Annotated in this window: 18 protein-coding genes; 5 read left to right on the top strand and 13 right to left on the bottom strand. The window is 73.2% G+C overall.

Features of this window, described 5'->3' with window-relative positions; genetic code table 11:
* Positions 1–57 precede the first annotated feature (57 nt).
* The gene (locus O7605_RS02195; RefSeq protein ID WP_269737659.1) at positions 58–2,172 is read right to left on the bottom strand and encodes a HelD family protein; all 2,115 of its coding nucleotides are present in this window, start codon (positions 2,170–2,172) and stop codon (positions 58–60) included.
* A gap of 97 nt (positions 2,173–2,269) precedes the next feature.
* Complete coding sequence (locus O7605_RS02190) at positions 2,270–3,193, bottom strand: alpha/beta fold hydrolase (protein ID WP_269737658.1); 924 nt, start codon at positions 3,191–3,193, stop codon at positions 2,270–2,272.
* Positions 3,194–3,342: 149 nt separating this feature from the next.
* Here O7605_RS02190 and O7605_RS02185 point away from each other — a divergent pair, with 149 nt between their 5' ends.
* The gene (locus O7605_RS02185) at positions 3,343–3,999 is read left to right on the top strand and encodes a carbonic anhydrase (protein ID WP_269737657.1); all 657 of its coding nucleotides are present in this window, start codon (positions 3,343–3,345) and stop codon (positions 3,997–3,999) included.
* A gap of 76 nt (positions 4,000–4,075) precedes the next feature.
* On the opposite strand, the gene O7605_RS02180 is transcribed toward O7605_RS02185, so the two are convergent.
* On the bottom strand, positions 4,076–4,405 hold the full coding sequence (locus tag O7605_RS02180) for a hypothetical protein (protein ID WP_269737656.1): 330 nt from the start codon (positions 4,403–4,405) through the stop codon (positions 4,076–4,078).
* Positions 4,406–4,709: 304 nt separating this feature from the next.
* On the opposite strand from O7605_RS02180, the gene O7605_RS02175 reads away from it, so the two are divergent.
* Both O7605_RS02175 and O7605_RS02170 read left to right on the top strand, forming a co-directional pair.
* Positions 4,710–5,201 carry a DUF3145 domain-containing protein gene (locus O7605_RS02175; RefSeq protein WP_164449338.1) on the top strand — a complete coding sequence of 164 codons (492 nt, stop codon included), beginning with the start codon at positions 4,710–4,712 and terminating at the stop codon, positions 5,199–5,201.
* 51 nt (positions 5,202–5,252) lie between these two features.
* Positions 5,253–6,986, top strand: coding sequence for a glycoside hydrolase family 3 protein (locus O7605_RS02170; protein WP_269737655.1), 1,734 nt, complete (start codon positions 5,253–5,255; stop codon positions 6,984–6,986).
* 6 nt (positions 6,987–6,992) lie between these two features.
* Here the strand turns inward: O7605_RS02170 and O7605_RS02165 are convergent, their stop codons facing one another.
* The 6 genes from O7605_RS02165 to O7605_RS02140 all read right to left on the bottom strand — a co-directional run bounded on the left by O7605_RS02165 (position 6,993) and on the right by O7605_RS02140 (position 12,650).
* On the bottom strand, positions 6,993–7,628 hold the full coding sequence (locus O7605_RS02165; RefSeq protein WP_269737654.1) for a lipoprotein: 636 nt from the start codon (positions 7,626–7,628) through the stop codon (positions 6,993–6,995).
* Positions 7,629–7,763: 135 nt separating this feature from the next.
* Positions 7,764–8,990 (bottom strand): beta-ketoacyl-ACP synthase II, encoded by a 1,227-nt coding sequence (fabF, locus tag O7605_RS02160; protein WP_269737653.1) that lies wholly within the window; start codon positions 8,988–8,990, stop codon positions 7,764–7,766.
* A 2-nt stretch (positions 8,991–8,992) separates the two neighbouring features.
* Positions 8,993–9,232 carry an acyl carrier protein gene (locus tag O7605_RS02155; protein ID WP_007072348.1) on the bottom strand — a complete coding sequence of 80 codons (240 nt, stop codon included), beginning with the start codon at positions 9,230–9,232 and terminating at the stop codon, positions 8,993–8,995.
* Between the two features lie 83 nt (positions 9,233–9,315).
* Positions 9,316–10,260 carry a beta-ketoacyl-ACP synthase III gene (locus tag O7605_RS02150; protein ID WP_269737652.1) on the bottom strand — a complete coding sequence of 315 codons (945 nt, stop codon included), beginning with the start codon at positions 10,258–10,260 and terminating at the stop codon, positions 9,316–9,318.
* Positions 10,257–11,237 carry an ACP S-malonyltransferase gene (locus O7605_RS02145; protein WP_269737651.1) on the bottom strand — a complete coding sequence of 327 codons (981 nt, stop codon included), beginning with the start codon at positions 11,235–11,237 and terminating at the stop codon, positions 10,257–10,259. The genes O7605_RS02150 and O7605_RS02145 overlap by 4 nt, the downstream gene beginning before the upstream one ends.
* Positions 11,238–11,315: 78 nt before the next feature.
* Positions 11,316–12,650 (bottom strand): PucR family transcriptional regulator, encoded by a 1,335-nt coding sequence (locus tag O7605_RS02140; protein ID WP_269738679.1) that lies wholly within the window; start codon positions 12,648–12,650, stop codon positions 11,316–11,318.
* Positions 12,651–12,721: 71 nt separating this feature from the next.
* On the opposite strand from O7605_RS02140, the gene O7605_RS02135 reads away from it, so the two are divergent.
* Positions 12,722–13,087: a hypothetical protein gene (locus O7605_RS02135; RefSeq protein WP_269737650.1), complete on the top strand. Its 366-nt coding sequence runs from the start codon at positions 12,722–12,724 to the stop codon at positions 13,085–13,087.
* Positions 13,088–13,153: 66 nt separating this feature from the next.
* Here O7605_RS02135 and O7605_RS02130 read toward each other — a convergent pair whose 3' ends face one another.
* The 4 genes from O7605_RS02130 to O7605_RS02115 all read right to left on the bottom strand — a co-directional run bounded on the left by O7605_RS02130 (position 13,154) and on the right by O7605_RS02115 (position 18,187).
* On the bottom strand, positions 13,154–13,801 hold the full coding sequence (locus O7605_RS02130) for a hypothetical protein (RefSeq protein ID WP_269737649.1): 648 nt from the start codon (positions 13,799–13,801) through the stop codon (positions 13,154–13,156).
* A 311-nt stretch (positions 13,802–14,112) separates the two neighbouring features.
* A complete protein-coding gene (gltX, locus tag O7605_RS02125) occupies positions 14,113–15,522 on the bottom strand; it encodes a glutamate--tRNA ligase (protein WP_269737648.1) in 1,410 nt (469 codons plus the stop codon).
* A 50-nt stretch (positions 15,523–15,572) separates the two neighbouring features.
* On the bottom strand, positions 15,573–16,844 hold the full coding sequence (locus O7605_RS02120) for an MFS transporter (protein WP_269737647.1): 1,272 nt from the start codon (positions 16,842–16,844) through the stop codon (positions 15,573–15,575).
* On the bottom strand, positions 16,841–18,187 hold the full coding sequence (locus O7605_RS02115; protein ID WP_269737646.1) for a GH1 family beta-glucosidase: 1,347 nt from the start codon (positions 18,185–18,187) through the stop codon (positions 16,841–16,843). Before O7605_RS02115 ends, O7605_RS02120 begins: the two co-directional genes overlap by 4 nt.
* A 185-nt stretch (positions 18,188–18,372) precedes the next feature.
* Here O7605_RS02115 and O7605_RS02110 point away from each other — a divergent pair, with 185 nt between their 5' ends.
* Positions 18,373–18,819 carry an SRPBCC family protein gene (locus O7605_RS02110; protein ID WP_093401307.1) on the top strand — a complete coding sequence of 149 codons (447 nt, stop codon included), beginning with the start codon at positions 18,373–18,375 and terminating at the stop codon, positions 18,817–18,819.
* Positions 18,820–18,889: the final 70 nt, after the last annotated feature.

Raw genomic sequence — 18,889 nt, 5'->3', positions numbered from 1 at the left:
CCGGGGACGGACCTATGCCAACATCGCTATGAGTGCAACCGTCCGGCCTCGCGATCGCTACCCGGTCGGGTCCACGGTGGTCAGCCGCTGGGTGGCCCGGGACAGCGCGACGTAGAGAGTACGGACACCGGACCCGGGCTCCGCCCGGATCTCCGCCGGGGCGACCAGCACCACCCCGTCGTACTCCATGCCCTTGGCCTCCAGGCTGGTCACCACCTGCAACCGATCGCCGCCACGCGCCCCCAGCCAGGCCGCGACCCGGTCCCGTCGGGGCACCGGGGTGATCACCCCGACGGTGCCCTCCACCTCGCCGAGCAGGGCGCTGGCGGCCGTCACGACGGTCGCCTCCAGATCGGGGGCCGGCACCACGAGCCGCACCGGATCGATCCCGGTGGAGCGGACCGCGGTGGGCAGCGCGAGATCGGGGTACGCCCGCCGGATCTCGGCCGCCGCCACCGCGAAGATCTCGGCCGAGTTCCGGTAGTTCGTGGTGAGGGTGAAGCGGTGCCGACGACGGCGACCCAGCGCCTGGTCACGGGCCCGGGCCAACTCCTGCGGATCCCCCGTCCACGCGGTCTGCGCCGGGTCGCCCACCACCGTCCAGGACGCCAACCGGCCGCGCCGGCCCACCATCCGCCACTGCATCGGTGAGACGTCCTGGGACTCGTCGACCACCAGGTGGGCGTAGTCGCGGTAGTCCTCCGGGCGCTCCCGAGCGGCCTGCCGGGCGGCCCGCTGCCGGTCCGCGAACGTGCTCAGCTCGCGTACCCCACCGGCCAGCTGGAACGGGTCCCGCTTCGGGCGGGCGGCGCGCATCGGCTTGCCGAGCAGCGCGTCCAGCTCGTCCAGCAGCGCGACGTCGGCGACGGTCAGACCGTCCGTGGCCAACCCCTGGTACGCCGAGCCGAGCAGCCGGATCTCGGCACCCGAGAGCAGTCCCGCGCCGTACCGGCGCAACCGCTGCGGATCGGCCAACCAGGCGAGCACGTGCCGCGGGTGCAGCCGGGGCCACCACGCCTTCAGGAAGTCGCGGAAATCGGTCCGGTCGATCAGCTCGTCCTCGAAGGCACGCTGCTCGGGCAGCCCGGCGATGCCCAGCCGGCGGGCCTGCGCCCAGAGCGCGGCGAGCACGCCGTCGAAGCCGGCCCGACGCACCTCGTTGCGGCGGGCGCCACGGGGCAGCGCGCGGTCCCGGATGGCGTCCAGCTCGGCCCGCTCCAGCCGCAGCAGCGTGCCCCGATACAGCAGGCGCAGCTCGGGCGGGGCGTCGGGCACCGCGTCCCGGGCGGCCCGGTCCAGCACCCGGCGCATCCGCAGTGAACCCTTGACCGCCGCCACCTCGGGCGGGTCGGTGCGGGTGGCCACCACCCCGGGGAACAGGGTGCCCAGCGAGTGCAGGGTGGCGGTGTCCTCACCGAGCGACGGCAGCACCGAGGCGATGTACTCGACGAAGACGGAAGAGGGGCCGATCACCAGGATGCCGCCCCCGGCGTACCGGCTGCGGTCGGTGTAGAGCAGGTACGCCGCGCGATGCAGCGCCACCGCCGTCTTGCCGGTGCCCGGGCCACCGGAGACGATCGTGACTCCCGAGCCGGGGGAGCGGATCGCCTCGTCCTGCTCGCGCTGGATGGTGGCCACGATGTCCCGCATGCCGCGTCCGGTGGTCCGGGACAGCGTGGCCAGCAGCGCGCCGTCGCCGACCACCGGCATGTCCGGTGGGGCGGCGTCCGGGTCGAGCAGGTCGTCCTCGATCCGGGTGACCCGCTCGCGGCTGGACTGGATCGTGCGGCGCCGGACGACGCCGAGCGGCTCGGCCGGCGTCGCCTGGTAGAAGGCGGCGGCGGCCGGGGCCCGCCAGTCCACCACCAGAGTGGTGGCGTCCTCGTCGCGGATACCGAGTCGCCCGACGTACAGGGTCTGCCCGTCCCGCAGGTCGAGGCGGCCGAAGACCAGCCCCTCGTACTCGGCGTCGAGCAGGTGACGTCGCTGCGCGGCGTGGAAGACCATCGCGTCCCGCTCGACGAGCGCACCGAAGTTGCCGACCCGGGCGAGCCGGTAGCCCTCCCGCTCCGCGCGGACGGCGGATCGGCGCAGCTCGGCCAGTCGCGCGTACACCCGGTCGAGATGCCGTTGCTCGGCGGCGATCTCCTGATCCAGGGTGCTCTGGTCCACCGCTCGCTCTCCTCGTGACGCCGCCCGACCAACCGCACGAGATTACGCCCCGCGTCCGACCTGGCCGGAGGGGCACCTTGGCCGAGGTCGTCGGCGGTCAGCCGGAGACGCGCCGTCCGGCCGGGAGATCATCGAGAACCCGGCGCAACACGCCGGCCAGGGCGGCGTTCACCTCCTCGGGCCGCTCCATCATCAGCATGTGTCCGGCACCGGGGCAGACGGTCAGGTCGGTGGCCGGCAGCGCGGCGGCGATCGACTCCGCGCACGGCGGCGGGGTGAGCCGGTCCCGGTCACCGACCAGTGCCGCGGCCGGCAGGTGAGCCAGCGCGGTGAGCGTGTCCAGCCGGTGCTGGGTGCCGATGGAGGCCCGGAACCCGCCGATCGACCGCAGCGAGGCGCGGGCGACGGCCGAGGTGACCAGCCGGATGTCCGTGGGGTCGCAGCGGTCCCCGAAGAGCATCCACCGGATGCTCGGGCGCAGCGCCCGCAGCAGCGCCCGGGGCGGTCGCCAGGCACCGCAGCGGGCGAGGACTCCCGCGCCGGTGGTCTCGGCCAGCCGGATGATCCGGGCGATCCGGGGAGAAAGGCCGTAGACGGTGTGGGTGTGGCCCTCGGCCGTGGTGGAGACGAAGACCAGACCGGCGGTACGCCGGGAGAAGTGGTCCGGGTGGCGGTGTGCGTACTCCATGATCGTCATGCCGCCCATCGAGTGGCCGACCAGCACCACCGGGCCGGTGGGCGCCACCGTGTCCAGCACCGCGGCCAGGTCGTCACCGAGCTGGGCCAGGGTGGCCGTGGGTAGGGCCATGCAGCTGGACCGGCCGTGCCCACGCGCGTCGTAGGTGACCACCCGGACCGAGCCGAACGTCTCGCGGATGGCGGCCAGCTGCCGGTGCCAACTGCGTCCGTCCAGGGTCCAGCCGTGCAGCAGCACGGCGGTCACCTCGGCGTCGGTCGGGCCGGTGGTCTCCACGTGCAGGCGTACGTCGTCGCCCAGCCGTACCTCGGTCGGCTCCGGCATTGCCACCTCCCCACGGCGCACGGTTGCGTAACACCGGGGATACCCGGTGGTAACACCGGCTACCCGTCATGACAACACGCCAACCGGGGTGTTGAGAAGATCTCGTCGATCGGCTCCGCCGGGGCGACGACGCGGCCAGGCTGAGAGGCATGGCAACCAGGAGTGGCACACCCGCCGGCTCCGCGCTCGCTGGCCAGGCCCGCGGAGGCACGCCGCGCGCGGCCCTGGCCGAGCTGCTCGCCGGCAACCGGCGGTTCGTCAGCGGGCAACCGGTGCACGGCCACGACGTCACCGCGGCGGCCGCGACCGCCTCGGGCGACCAGCAGCCGTACGCCGTGGTGCTGGGCTGCATCGACTCGCGGGTGCCGTTGGAGGCGATCTTCGACCAGACCTTCGGATCGATCTGCGTCATCCGCACCGGGGCGCAGGTGCTGGACCGGGCGGTGCTGGGCTCGATCGAGTACGTGGTCGAGGTGTTGGGCGTGCCGCTGGTGATGGTGCTGGGTCACGAGCGGTGCGGCGCGGTGCAGGCGACCATCGACTCCCTGCGCACCGGTCGGCGTCCGGCCGGCGCGCTCGCCCATCTGGTCGACCGGATCGTGCCGGCGGTCACCGAGGTGGGGTTGGACGAGAAGAACCTGCTACCGCTCGCCGTCCGCCGGCACGTGGTCCGTACCGTGGCCGCGCTGCGCGCCGACCCGAGGCTGACGCCGCCGGTCGCCGCCGGCCGGCTCGCCGTCACCGGAGCCGTCTACGACCTCGCCACCGGCGAGGTGGCCCTGCTGGACCCGCCGGAACGGCCATGAGACGGTGCACGCCCGCCGGGGTGACCCGACGGGCGTGCACAGGTGGTACGGGCGGGCGCGGCGCGCCCTCGGCCGATCAGGCCTCGAAGACGCCGGCCTCGACCAGACGCTTCTCGGTGGCGTCCCAGCCGTCGCCCGGGTGGGCGGCGTTGAGACCGTTCAGCTCAGCGCGGATCTTGGCGGCGTGCCCGGCGGCGGCCAGCACCCGGATCTCCTCGACGAAAGCCTCGGAGTCGGTGCGCAGGTGCGCCGTCTTGCCGTTGGTGAGGTTCCGCACGTAGGCGTGCTTGCCGCCGTTGAGCGGGATGAGGTACTTGAACTCGCCCAGCACGCTGAGGGCGCCACCCTGGCCAGCCTGGCCGGCCCGGACTGACGCGCGCGCGGTCTTAGAGGTGTTGCTCGCCACGGAGGTACTCCTTGCAAGACGTACGGAGGACGGAACGTCCGGGGGCTGGTGCGGGCGCCGTCAAGGCGAGACCCGCGGAGGCTTACGCGGCACAGGCCGCCGATGGAACTGTACACGACCCACGATGCCGGCTGGTCATCGCGGCGTCACGAGGTGGAACCCCGGTCACCTGTCCGGGTATTCCGGGCGGCGGATTTTCCGATTCCCTGGCGTACCATCCGTCACAGCAGTCATCATGTGTTCCACAAGCCCGGATCGGGCGAGGTCGTAGGGGAAGACGCACCTCGCACTCCGGGAGGTCACCGTGCCAACGCGTGGCGTCGTATACGTCCACTCGACCCCGCTCGCCGTGTGCTCGCACGTCGAGTGGGCGATCGCGCGCGTCCTCGCCGCGCCGGTCAACCTGCAGTGGACGGCCCAGCCCGTCGACCCCGGCGCCCGCCGGGCCGAGTGCGGGTGGTCCGGTCGCCCGGGAACGGGCGCCGAACTGGCCGCTGCCCTCCGGCAGTGGCCCATGATCCGTTTCGAGGTCACCGAGGAGCCCAGTCCGGGCGTCGACGGTGAGCGCTTCATGCACGTGCCGGGCCGGGGACTGTTCCGGGCGACCGTGGGCGCCGCCGGGGACATCCAGCTCGGCGAGGACCGGCTGCGCAGCATCATGGCGGGCGCGCGGGCGCCGGAGGCCCTGGCGCACGCCCTCGACAAGGCACTCGGCACCGCGTGGGACGCCGAACTGGAGCCGTACCGTCACGCCGGGGACGGTGCACCGGTGACCCTGCTCACCCGGGTGGGCTGACCGGGGGCGCGGCCAGAGGTCAAGTTGCCCGGTACGCGGTGAACTGGTGGGATGGTCCGCGTGTCGACTACCCCTCGGCGCGTCGCCACCGCGCTCGGCCTGGCGACCGCGCTGCTCGTCGCCGGCTGCTCCGGGGCCGGTCAACGTCCCTCGGCGGGCCCCGCCTCGACCCCGGTCCCGCCGCCCGCGCCGCCGTCGAGCGCCCCGCCCGAGGATCCGGCCACCCTGGCCGCGACCCTGGTCGGCGAACTCGCCGACGAGGACCTGGTCGGCCAGGTGCTGATGCCGTACGCCTACGGCGACCACGCGACGAAGGTGTCGGCCGGTTCGGCGGCCGGCAACCGGGCGCTGGCCGGGGTGGACACGCCCGCCGAGATGATCGCGAAGTACCGCCTCGGTGGGCTGATCCTGGTGGGTTTCAGCGCGGACGACCCCACCCAGGGCAACCAGGAGACCACCAACGTCGACAATCCGAAGCAGGTCCGCAACCTGACCACCGGATTGCGCGAGGCCGCCGGGCGGCTGCCCGCCGGCGCGGCGCCCCTCCTGATCGGCACCGACCAGGAGTACGGCGTGGTCACCCGGATCACCGACGGGGTCACCATGCTGCCCAGCGCGCTCGGCGCCGGCGCCGCCGGTGACCCGGACCTGACCGAGGCAGCCTGGCGTGCCGCCGGCACCGAACTGACCGCGATGGGCATCAACGTCGACTTCGCGCCGGTCGCCGACGTGCTGGTGACCCGCAGCGCGGTGATCGGATCCCGGTCCTTCGGTTCGGATCCCCAGCGGGCGGCCGACCAGGTCGGCGGCGCGGTACGCGGGCTGCAGTCCGCCGGGGTGGCCGCCACGCTCAAGCACTTCCCGGGGCACGGGCACAGCGCCGTCGACTCCCACACGGACCTGCCCCGGCTCCCGCAGTCCCGGGGCGAGCTGGCGGCCGAGGCGTGGCCGCCGTTCTCCGCCGGCATCGAGGCCGGCGCGCTGGCCGTGATGTCGGCCCACCTCGACGTGCGCTCGATCGACCCGGGCGTGGCCGCCACCTTCTCGTACAAGCTGCTCACCGAGGTGCTGCGCGGGGAACTCGGCTTCCAGGGTGTGGTGATCACCGACGGGATGAACATGGCGCCGGCCCGTCGCTTCCCGCCGGGCGAGGCGGCGGTGCGGGCGCTGAAGGCCGGCAACGACCTGATCCTCATGCCCCCGCACGTCGGGCAGGCGTACGAGGGGCTGCTGACCGCGCTGCGCGACGGCACGCTGCCCCGCGGCCGGCTGGTCGAGGCGGCCACCCGCGTACTGACCATGAAGTTCACCCTGGGCGACCCACCGACACCGGCGTTGTCCACGCTGGGTGCACCGGCACACCGCGAGGCGGCCGGGGCGTTGGCCGCCGGGGCGGTGACCGTGCTGCGTGGCCGGTGCGGCACGGCCGGCGTCCGTGGTCCGGTCACCGTCACCTCGTCGGGTGGGCGGGCGCACACCCGGGCGGCGCTGACCAGGGCGCTGACCGAGGCCGGCGTGAAGGTGGTGCCCGAGGGCGGCACCGTGGTGCATCTGGTCGGCTACGGCGACGGCGCGCAGGACCTGCGGACCGGCGCGGCCGTCACCGTCGCCATGGACACCCCGTACGTGCTGGCCAAGGCAAAATCGGCCACCCTGCTGGCCACCTACTCGTCCAGCCGGGCCTCGATGACCGCGCTCGCCGACGTGCTCGCCGGAAAGGCCCGCCCGGCGGGCCGCTCGCCGGTCAAGGTGCCCGGACTGCCCACCACCACCTGCGCGGACTGACCCCGGTCAGGGCGCCGCGACGAGGGTGTCGCGGGCCAGCCGGTACGCCGGCAGCACGTCGACCGGCTCACCGAGGCTGGTGCTGCTCGCCTCGACGAGCACCGTCCGGTCGGCCACCGTCACGGCCAGCGCCCACTCCCGCACGTCGGAGTCGGTGAGCGCCCGCCGGCTGAGCCAGGTCGCCTCCACCACGTCGAGGTCGCCGGTGCGGGTCTGCCGGTACTGCGGCCCGCTCGACTCCGGCTCGGCGGTGACGAACGCCTCCAGCGCCTGCCGGGCCGGCGTGCCCGCGTCGTCGGCCGTCCAGACCCGCAGGAAACCCGGCACCACGGCACGACCGTCCAGCTCGCAGCGCACTGTCGAACCGCCACGACGGGTCAGCGCCTCCGCCACGATGTCACCCAACTCGTCGGTGGCCGCCGGAGTCTCGATCGGCTCGGCGGCCCAGCCGTCGGCCAGCCCGAAGGTGACCGGCAGCGGGCAGGGCGCGCCACCACCGACCGTGTCCACGGCCGCCGCGGCGACCACCTCGTCGTACCACGGCTCGCCGGTCGCGCCGCCGGCATCCTCCCCGGTGCCGCCGCAGCCACCGAGCAGCCCGATGGTCAGCGTCGCCGCCGCCGCGATCGTCAGTCGTCCCACGTACCAACCCCCGTCATCGATCGACAAGGGAGCCAGCAAAGCGGTGTGGCGAGCGGGCGTCAAGTCGTCGGGCCAGCGGTCCTGGAGTGTCGGAAAACGCCGCAGGTCACGGCGTTTCCCGACACCCGAGTCGGCTCAGGGTCGGGTGAAGACCAGCGCCACGTTGTGGCCACCGAAGCCGAACGAGTTGTTGAGCGCGGCGGGCACCTCCATGTGCCGTGCCTTGTTGGCCGCCACATCCAGGGTCAGGCCGTCGTCCGGGTCGTCCAGGTTGATCGTCGGCGGCACCACGCCGTCCCGGATCGCCAGGATCGTGGCGATCGACTCCAGCGCCCCGGCCGCGCCGAGCAGGTGACCGGACATGGACTTGGTGGCGGTGAGCACCGGGTGGTCGCCCAGCGCGGCTCGCAACGCCGTGATCTCCGCGATGTCGCCCACCGGGGTCGAGGTGGCGTGCGCGTTCACGTGGACGATGTCGGACTTCGCCACGTCCGCGTCGGTGATCGCCTTCGCGATCGCCCGGATCGCGCCCGCACCCTCCGGGTGCGGCTGGACGATGTCGAAGCCGTCGGAGGTGATGCCCGCGCCGGCGAGCCGCGCGTACACCCGAGCGCCCCGGGCGGTCGCGTGGTCGGCACGCTCCAGCACGATGACGCCGGCGCCCTCGCCGAGCACGAAGCCGTCCCGGCCCTTGTCCCACGGGCGGGAGGCCCGCTCCGGCTCGTCGTTGCGGGTCGACATCGCGCGCATCGAGGAGAAACCGGCGATGGGCAGCGGGTGAATCACCGCCTCGGTGCCGCCGGCCACCACCACGTCGGCACGGCCGGCACGGATCATGTCCAGGCCGAGCGCGATCGCCTCCGCGCCGGTCGCGCAGGCACTGGCCACGGAATGCACCCCGGCGCGGGCACCCAACTCCAGGCCGACCCAGGCGGCCGGGCCGTTCGGCATCAGCATCGGGATGGTGTGCGGGGAGACCCGCCGTGGACCGGACGCCTCCAGCACGTCGTCCTGGGCGAGCAGGGTCAGCGCCCCGCCGATGCCCGAGCCGACGCTGACGCCGAGCCGCTCCGGGTCGAGCCCGGAGTCGGCTAGGCCGGCGTCCGACCAGGCCTGGTGGGCGGCGATCAGGGCGATCGCCTCGGAGCGGTCCAGCCGGCGCAGCTTCACCCGGTCCAGCAGACCGGCCGGATCGACCGCGAGCTGGGCGGCGATCCGGACCGGCAGTTGCGCGGACCACTCCTGGGCGAGCGGACTCACCCCGGAGCGGCCGGCGAGCATGGCGTCCCAGGTCGACGCGACGTCCCCGCCCAGCGGGGTGGTCGCGCCGAGCCCGGTGACGACGACGTCGATGCGACTCATGATCAGGACTGCGCCTCGATGTAGCTGACGGCGTCCCCGACGGTCTTGAGGTTCTGCACCTCGTTGTCGGGGATCTTGACGCCGAACTTCTCCTCGGCGGCGACCACGACCTCCACCATGGAGAGCGAGTCGACGTCCAGGTCGTCGGTGAAGGACTTCCCCTCGGCCACGTCGTCCGGGTTCACCCCGGCAACCTCTTCGAGGATCTCGGCGAGGCCGGCGGTGATCTCGTCACGGGTCATTGCGGTGGGTTCCTCTCATCGGGTTCTCTCGACGGGGCGGCGACGCCGCCCGTCGCTCCTCGGCGTCGCGCGCCGTGGGGGTATCAGGGGCAGCGGACGACCTGACCGGCGTAGGTGAGGCCGCCGCCGAAGCCGAACAACAGCACCGGGGCGCCGGAGGGCACCTCGCGGCGCTCCACCAGCTTGGACAGGGCCAACGGGATGCTGGCCGCGGAGGTGTTGCCGGACTCGACGATGTCCTTGGCGATGATCGCCTGGCCGATGTTCAGCCGCTTCGCGATGCCGTCGATGATGCGTGCGTTGGCCTGGTGCGGTACGAAGGCGGCCAGCTCCGACGGGTCGACACCGGCCCGTTCGCACGCCTGCCGGGCCAGCGGCGCCAGCGCCGTGGTGGCCCAGCGGAACACCGTCTGCCCCTCCTGGGCGACGTACGGCCGCCAGCCCTCGATGCGCACCGCGTCGCCGCGCTCCGGCACCGAGCCCCAGACCACCGGGCCGACCCCCGCCGGCTCGTCCTCCGCGGCGGCGGTGACCACGGCCGCGCCCGCGCCGTCGCCGAAGATGATGCAGGTGGAGCGGTCGGTCCAGTCGGTGAAGTCGGACAGCTTCTCCGCGCCGATCACCAGGGCGTTGCGGGACGCACCGGCACGGATCGCGTGGTCTACCGTGCCCAGCGCGTACGCGAAGCCGGAGCAGGCGGTGTTGACGTCGTACGCGCCCGGGGCGTTTATCCCCAGCTTGGCGGCGACCCGGCAGGCCACGTTCGGGCTGCGGTCGATCGAGGTGCAGGTGGCGACCACGACCAGGTCGATGTCGGCGGCGGTCAGGCCGGAGTTCGCCAGCGCCTTGTCGGCGGCGGCCGCGGCCATGTCGGCGACCGTCTCGTCACCGGCGATCCGACGGGTCGCGATGCCGACCCGGTCGCGGATCCACTCGTCGTTGGTCTCCACCAGCTGGGCGATCTCGTCGTTGGTCACCACCCGGGACGGCTGGTAGTGCCCGAGGGACAGGATCCGGCTGCCCGTCATGACGAGGCCTCCCCAGCGTGGTTGTCGTCGCGAGACATGTGCGTACTGGTTTCGTCGACCGTGCCGTGCCGGGCGATGAGATCCCGGGCGGCGGGCAGGTCGTCCGGGGTCTTCACGGTGACGATCTCCGGTGCGTTCGCACCGGCGAGTTCCCGCTTGACCAGGCCGGCGAGCGTGCCGGCGGGCGGCAGCTCGATCACGCCGGTCACCCCGAGGCGGTTGAGAGTGGCCATGCAGAGGTCCCAGCGGACCGGGGCGGTGACCTGCCGGACCAGTCGGTCGAGCAGCTCCCGGCCGGTGTCGACGGCCATCCCGTCGAGGTTGGACAGCAGGATGCGGTCCGGATCGTTCGGGGTGGTCCCGGTGGCTACCGCGGCCAGCGCCGTCTCCGCCGGAGCCATGTACGGGGTGTGGAAGGCGCCGGCCACCTGCAACCGGACGACCCGGACCCGCTGCGGGGGCTCGGCGGCCAGCTTCTCCAGCCCGTCGAGCGCGCCGGCGGCGACGACCTGGCCCTTGCCGTTGCGGTTGGCGGCGTGCAGCCCGTGCGCGCTGATCGCGGCGAGCACCTCGTCCGGGTCGCCACCGAGCACTGCGGCCATGCCGGTCGGCTCCAGCGCGCAGGCGGCGGCCATCTCCCGGCCGCGTACGCCGGCGAGCGTGATCGCCGCCTCCGCCGGCAGCGCCCCGGCCAGCGCCGCCGCGCCGAGTTCACCGACGCTGTGTCCCGCGGTCACCGCGACCTGGCGCATCGGCAGGTGCTCGGCGGCGAGCAGCGCGGCGGCGACCAGCAGCGGCTGGGTGCGGGCGGTGTCCCGGATCTCGTCGGCGTCGGCGGCGGTGCCCAGGTGCACCAGGTCGACGCCGGCCAGCTCGGACCACGAGCGCAGTCGGGACTCGGCGTCGGGCAGGTCGAGCCAGGGGGTCAGAAAGCCGGGTTTCTGGGAACCCTGGCCGGGGCAGAGTACGGCGAGCACGTCTATGACTCTCCTGGATACCCATGGGTTGCGCTGTGCCGGCTGGCACCAAACCGCACTAGGACAGTTGGAGGGATCCTACAAAGACTGACGCTGGTCATCACCATGCTGTGATCTTTTACTGACTGGTGGGGCCAATGTCTGGGTCGGTACCACCGGGTCGAGCCGGCCGACGGTCAGCGCGACCCGCAGCGCGAACGCGTCCCGGGGCGCCAGCGGGCTGAACCCGGTCACCTCGGAGATCCGCCGCAGCCGGTAGCGCACGGTGTTCGGGTGCACGTACAGCGCCCGGGCGGCGCTCTCCAGCGTGCCACCGGCGGCGAAGAAGGCGTCCAACGTCTCCAGCAGTTCACCACCGGCGCGGACCAGTACCGCGTACACGTCGTGGCGCAGCCGCCGGCGGGCCTCGGCGTCGCCGGCCAGGGCCCGCTCGGGCAGCAGGTCACCGGCGTGCACCGGGCGTGGTGCCGCCGGCCACGCCGGGGCGGCACGGTATCCGGCCAACGCCGCCCGCGCCGACTCGGTCGCCTCGTCCAGGCTCGGCACCGCCGGACCGACCACCACCGGCCCGTCGCCGAAGGCGGTGAGCAGCTTGCCGGTGGCCGCGACCGGGTCCGCCGCCCCGCCGAGCACGATGACCAGCCGGTCGCCGTGCACCCCGCCGATCACCTCCACCCCGATCCGGCGGGCCTGCCGGTAGACGGTGTGCAGGACCGCGGCGACCTCGCCGCCGGGGGAGTGACCGACCGCCACCGCCACCGGCGGCGCGTCCGTCCAGCCCAGCGCGGCGGCCCGGCTGGCCAGCACGTCCGGCGAGTCGCCGCGCAGCAGCGCGTCCACCAGCAGGGCCTGCAACCGGGCGTCCCAGGAACCGCGCGATTCGGCGGCCCGGGCGTAGACCCGGGCGGCGGCGAAGGCGATCTCCCGGGAGTACCGCAGCACCGCCTCCCGCAGTTGCGGCTCCTCACCGGGGGCGGCGAGGTCGCCGACCTGCTCCTCGACGACGTCGATGGTGACCTTGATCAGGGCGACGGTCTGCTGGAGGGTGATCGAGCGGGCCAGCGCCTGCGGCGCGGTGGCGAACACCTCGTCGGAAACCTCCTGGGTGCCCTCGGCGGCCCCGCCGCCGGAGCGCAGCCACTGGACCAGGGAGCGGGCACCGGCCTGGGCCACCAGCATCACCCAGGAGCGCTGGTCGGCCGGCAGTTCCCGGAACCAGGGCAGGGTCTCGTCCATCCGGACCACGCTGGCGGTGGCCAGTGCGCCGGCCGCCCGCTCGATCCGGCGCAGCGTGGCCGACAGGTCCGTACCGCCCGACTCGCTCACCCGCTTAGCCTGACATGCGCTGAGCTGGACCTCGACGGCAGGCGTCGGCCCCGACGGTCGACCGGTACGCGCTGCGCGGCCGGTCAGAACCGGCCAGTACGGTGACAGGGCACGTCGGGTGGGCGCCGGCGGGTGAGGGCGAGCGTGAGGAGACGCCGATGGCGTACGGGGAGGCCGACCACGGCTGTGCCCAGGGGGAGCCGTGCCGACCCGGCCCGCACGAGCAGCCGGCCCTCGCCAAGCACCACCGCCGGCCGCCGGGCCTGGCGCATCCGGCCGAGCCGGTCGCCGGTCGCGTGCCGGAACGTCTGGAGGACGACCCCGCGGCCAACCGGCAGCTCGGTGCCGAGCCGCCGGTGCCCCGCCAGCGCGGCGTCGAGCCGGCCAACGCCGGGCCGACCGATTCGGCGGCCGACGGGTGTCGCAGTGACCTGCCCGGTTGGGCCGGGGCGCACCGACACGGTCCGGTCCGTCCGGCGCACCGCAGCCTGCGGCGGCAACGCCCGCCCGGTCGTTGGTGCTGAGCGGAGGGACCGGGCCGGCCCGGCCGGCGACGTGGTCGGCCGCACCGACCGCGGCCGCGCCGTGGCTCAGTGGGTACGGCGGCGGATCAGTAGCGCGATCCCGGCGAGCCCGACGGTGATCACCATTACCACCGCGACGTTGAGCAGGAGCAGGCGGCGCAGATCGCTGAACGCCTCGTTGATGTCCTGCGCGGGGTTGAGCGCTTCCTCGGGGATGATGCGTTCACCTCCGCCGACGCCCCCGCTGACCGCCTCGTAGGTCCGCTCCAGCGGCACACCGGCGGTTCGCAGCGTCTCGGACATGCTCACCCGGCCGAGATACCAGGCTGCGCTGACCTTACGGTCGGGCTGCTTGGCGGGGCGGTAGACGCGCGGCCCGCCGACCGCCTTCGGGTACAGGTCGTAGGTCTGCTTCGGAGCGTCGCCGGCCAGCACCAGGACCGTGTACTTCGGACCGAGGTCGGCCTTCTTCGGGCCACCGGACTGGCGGACCAGGCCCCGGTGATTCACCTGCTCGATGACGGCGACGACATGCGCGGGGTGGGTGTCGGCTCGCAACCGCAGCGGCTCGCCGAGCCCGTGCCCGGTGATGTCCACGCCGGCCGGCGGTGTCTTCGGTGCCGCCCCGGCCGTCGTGGCGGAGGTGAGCGACAGCAGCAGCGCCGCCACCGCACCCACCGTCGCTCCGGTCAGTCGCCTCATCCGTCGGACCATGCCGCCTCCTCGCCCCGTTCGATGGTGGCCGTGCTGCAGGGGTCACACGTTGGCAGGCTGACGGTGGTGACCCTGCCCGCAAGACAGGTACCCACTCAAAGACTCCGCGGAACGCCGATCGGTTGCAGCTGATGGAACACTAATTGGAACTGTCTGCGATTGCGACTCGCTCAACGGCCAGCCGCGAAGCAGCGGGCGGATTTTACCTTTGCGGAGGCCATGTTGGGGGCAGGATAACGCGGGTGTCGTGGTCCTGGGCAGGGCTGTTCGGCGTGTCGTTATCGATACCGGCGGCGCCGTCCACCCCCGAGTCAGACCAGGCGGACCCGGGCCGCGCGCATCCGCGTCAGGGCGCGTTCGCGGCCGAGCACCTCCAGCGACTCGAACAGCGGCAGGCCGACGGTACGGCCGGTGACTGCCACGCGTACCGGCGCCTGGGCCTTGCCGAGCTTGAGCCCGCGCTCCGCGCCGACCGCCTCCAGCGTGGCCTTGAGCGTCTCCGCGTCCCAGGACTCGACCGCCTCGAAGGCCGCGATGGCGGCATCGAGCAGCTCCGCCGACCCCTCCTTCATCGCCTTCGTCCAGGCCGCCTCGTCGATCAGCGGCGAGTCGACGAAGAGGAAGTCGACGTTGGGCACGATCTCGCTGAGCACCGCGATGCGGGTCTGTGCCAGCGGGGCCACCGAGGCGAACACGGCGGGGTCGAACTCGGCCGGCTGCCAGGGCGGCGGCGCGATGGTGCCGGTGCCGGTCAGCCAGGGCTGGCACGCCTCGACGAACTCGGCCACGGGCAGCGCCCGGATGTACTCGCCGTTGAACGCGCGCAGCTTCTTCTCGTCGAAGAACGCCGGTGAGGGGTTGACCTCGGCCAGCCGGAACTCGTCCTCGATGACCGACCAGGGCACGATCTCCCGGTCACCGGAGGGTGCCCAGCCGAGCAGCATCAGATAGTTGCGCATCGCCGCGGCGAGATAACCCTCGTCCCGGTACGCCTCCAGGGCGACCTTGTCGCGGCGCTTGGAGAGCTTCTGTCGCTTCTCGTTGACCACCACCGGCACGTGCGCCCAGATCGGCGGCTTCACCCCGAGCGCGTCCCAGAGCAGCTGCTGCTTCGGGGTGTTGGGCAGGTGCTCCTCGGCCCGGATCACGTGGGTGATGCCCATCGTCAAGTCGTCGACGACGTTTGCCAGCAGGAAGACCGCGGAGCCGTCACCCCGGGCGATGACGAAGTCCTCGATGAGCTTGTTCTCGAAGGTCGGCTCGCCCCGGATGAGGTCGGTGACCACCGTGGCACCCTCGTCGGGGGTGCGGAAGCGCAGCGCCCGGCCGTCGCCCGGCGGCAGCGCCCGGTCGCGGCAGTAGCCGTCGTAGCCGGTGTACTGGTTGCCGGTGCGGGCCTGCACCGCCTCGCGGGTGCAGTCGCAGTAGTACGCCCGACCCGCCTCGTACAACCGGCGCGCGGCGTCCCGGTGCTCACCGGCGTACGAGGACTGGAAGTAGGGCCCCTCGTAACTGCCCCGTTCGATGCCGATCCAGTCCAGCGCGGAGAGGATGCCCTCGGTCCACTCCGGCTTGTTACGGGCCGCGTCGGTGTCCTCGATGCGCAGCACGAACACTCCGCCCTGCTGCCTGGCGTAGATCCAGTTCTGGAGTGCCGAGCGGGCACCGCCGACGTGGAACATCCCGGTCGGGGAGGGGGCGAAGCGCACACGTACCGTCACGACCTCCAGCCTACGGCGACGCGCTACCGCATTGGGCCAAGGGGTGTGCCTCAGGGCACCGAGCGGATCTTCAGGACCAGGACGCTACCGAGCAGGGTCACCGCCGCGGTGGTCGCGTACAGCGCCGGGTATCCGCCCAGGTGCACCACGATCGGGGCGGAGACTGCCGGACCGAGCACCTGCGGTGCCGAGTTGGCAATGTTGATCACACCGAGGTCCTTGGCCCGGTCGGTGGCTCTCGGCAGCACCTGGGTGATCAGCGCGGCGTCGACCGACAGGTACACCCCGTAGCCGGCGCCGAGGACCAGCGCGGCGACCACCGCCACCGGCCAGGTGGGCGCGGCGGCCAGCAGCAGCGCGGCCACCGCCATCACCACGCCCGCGGCGATCACGAACACCTTCCGCCGGCCGGAGCGGTCCGAGAGCCGGCCGGCGATGACCGTGGTGGCCATCAACCCGGCGGTGTAGAGCAGGATCAGCACCAGCAGCCCGCCCTCGGGGTCGGCGACGCGGACCTCGTCGGTGAGGAAGTAGAGCAGGTAGAGCGTGCCGAAGGCGTTGCCCAGCTGGACCAGGAACCGGGTGATCCAGGCCCAGCCGAAGTCCGGGTACCGGCGCGGTGAGACCCACATCCCGGCGAGCAGGCCGCGCAGCGCCGGCCGGTGGGTGCGGGGCAGCGGATCGTCGACCGTGCGCAGGGCGAACGGCAGGGCGAGCAGCAGGACGGCGGCGGCCACGGCCAGGTAACCGGCGGTGTTGCCGGTGACCAGGACGGTGACCAGCACGACGCCGAGGACCAGCCCCAGCGCCTGCGGGATGCCGACCCAGCCGGAGACGCCACCCCGCTGGGCGACCGGAACGCGGTCCGGCACCGCGGCGGTCAGGCTGGCCAGCATCGCGTTGAAGCAGACCTGCGCGGCCACCCAGCCGACGGTCACCGCGAGGACGGTACGCGCCTGGGCGAGCAGCACCAGGGCCAGCGCGCCGAGCACCGCGCCGCCGAGGGTCCAGACGTGCCGGCGGCCGAACTCCCACCGGCCCAGGCGCAGGCAGGTGCGGTCCGACAGGGCGCCGGCGAGCGGGTTGGCGAGCACCGCCGCGAGGGCGCCGAACCCGGTGACCACGGCCAGCATGGTCTCCTTGTCCGTCGGTGCGATCCGCCCGATCTGCTGCGGCAGCAGCACCTGGATCGGGGTGAAGAAGGCCATCCAGACGCCGAGGTTGGCGGCGAACAGCAGCGCGACCCATCCGCGCCGGACCGGCACGGTCGGCTCGGCGAGCGCGGCCGGCAGCGAGGCCGGGGTGGGGTCGACGGTGGTCACCGGGACTCCCGCCGGTTGGCCGCGATCACCTCACGCAGCCAGGCGTACGACGACTTGGGCGTGCGCCGCCCGGTCTCGAAGTCCACGTGCACCAGGCCGAATCGCTTGGTGAAGCCCTCGGCCCACTCCCAGTTGTCCAGCAGCGACCAGACGAAGTAGCCGGTCACGTCGACCCCGTCGTCGATGGCGGCGCGGACGGCCCGCAGGTGACCGTCCAGGTAGGCGATCCGGTCCGGGTCGGCCACCTGCCCGTCGGCGTCGGGCGCGTCGTCGTAGGCGCAGCCGCTCTCGGTGACCTGGATCGGCGGCAGCGCCGCGCCGTAGCGGTCCCGCAGCCCGCCGAGCAGCTCGCGCAGTCCGTCCGGGACCACCGGCCAGTCGAATGCGGTACGCGGATAGCCGGTGAGCGGCACCAGCTCGAAGGGCAACGGCGAGCCCTCCTCGGGGGCGCGTACCGCGGTGGGGTTGTAGTAGTTGACGCCGAGCACGTCGATCGGCGCGGCGATCACCTCCAGGTCGCCGTCGCGGACCACGGCGGTGTCGAAGCCCAGCTGCCCCGGGTACCCGCGACCGAGCAGCGGGTCGGTGAAGAGGTGGTTGTGCAGGGCGTCGTAGGTCGCCGCCGCGGCGGCGTCGGTCGGGTCGGCGCCGACGACGCGCACCGGGGAGTAGTTGTTGGCGATGGCCACCGGGCTGGTGCTGCGGGCGCGCAGCGCGGCGACCGCGAGGCCGTGGCCGAGCAGCTGGTGGTGGGCGACCGGGAAGGCGTCGAAGAGCAGCATCCGACCGGGGGCGTGGACACCGGTGGCGTGCCCGAGGCTCATGTGGATGAACGGTTCGTTGAGGGTGATCCAGAGCCGCACCCGGTCGCCGAGGCGGGCGGCCACCAGGTCGGCGTACTCGGCGAAGCGGTGCGCGGTGTCCCGGTTCAGCCAGCCCCCGGCGTCCTCCAGCGGCTGGGGCAGGTCCCAGTGGAAGAGGGTGGCGACCGGATCGATGCCGTGCGCGAGCAGGTCGTCGACCAGCCGCTCGTAGAAATCCAGCCCCGCGGGGTTGACCGCACCGGTGCCGCCGGGCAGCACCCGGGGCCAGGCGACCGAGAAGCGGTACGCGCCGACGCCCAGCCCGGCCATCAGGGCGACGTCCTCGGCGTACCGGTGGTAGTGGTCGCAGGCCACGTCGCCGGTGCTGCCGTCGAGGATCCGGCCGGGCGTGTGGGCGAAGGTGTCCCAGATGGACGGTCCCCGTCCGTCGGTGCCGGCGGCGCCCTCGATCTGGTACGCGGACGTGGAGACACCCCAACGGAAGCCGGTGGGGAACTCGGGTATCGGTGCGGTCGACATACGCCCTCCGATAAACGCGAAACGTGCTCGGAACTCTAGGGGGCGGCGGGACCGTGCGCCATAGGCCGCCGAGCGGCCAGGGGCAATACCTTTCGGCGTGTCTTTTACGAACCCGTCCATATACGTCCGTTTTTGCGCATAGAGTGCCGAATATCGTGGGATGTCCTCACTGGAGGAAGACGGAAATGATCCTCGTGGAACGCAGCGCGCACGTGGCGGCGCCGGTGGAAGCGGTCTGGGACGTGGTGCAGCGGGCCGAGCAGTTGCCGGCCTGGCTGGCCGGGGTCCGTGCGGCCGAGGTCCTCTCGGGGGAGGGCTTCGGTCGGCGGCAGCTGGTCCAGGCCGGACGCGGAGCCGCGCATGAGGCTGAAGTGATCGCCTATCAGGAGCCGACCCTGATCGGCTGGCGCGAACGCGCCAAGGGCGCCGGTGCCCGAGCGGAGGCGCGCACCGAGATATACGTCCAGCTCACACCCGACGAACAGGAGGGTGGCACGGTGGTACGGCTCATCGTCGTGCGCTGGCCGGCCGGCCCGGTCAAGGCCGCCCTGCTCCGGCTCGGCCTGCGTCGGGTCGGCGCCGACCTGGAGGACTCGCTGGCCCGGCTGACCGACCTGGCCGCCGTCGGCTGACGGGCCGCGTCCCGGCGTCACCCGCGAAGGTGGCGGCCCCGGTGCCCCCTCCAGAGGCACCCGGGCCGCC

The organism is Verrucosispora sp. WMMA2121, assembly GCF_027460185.1.
GTDB classification, from domain to species: Bacteria; Actinomycetota; Actinomycetes; order Mycobacteriales; family Micromonosporaceae; genus Micromonospora; species Micromonospora palythoicola.
The sequence above is the reverse complement of the archived record's forward strand: the minus strand, read 5'-3'. Positions and strand labels throughout refer to the sequence as shown.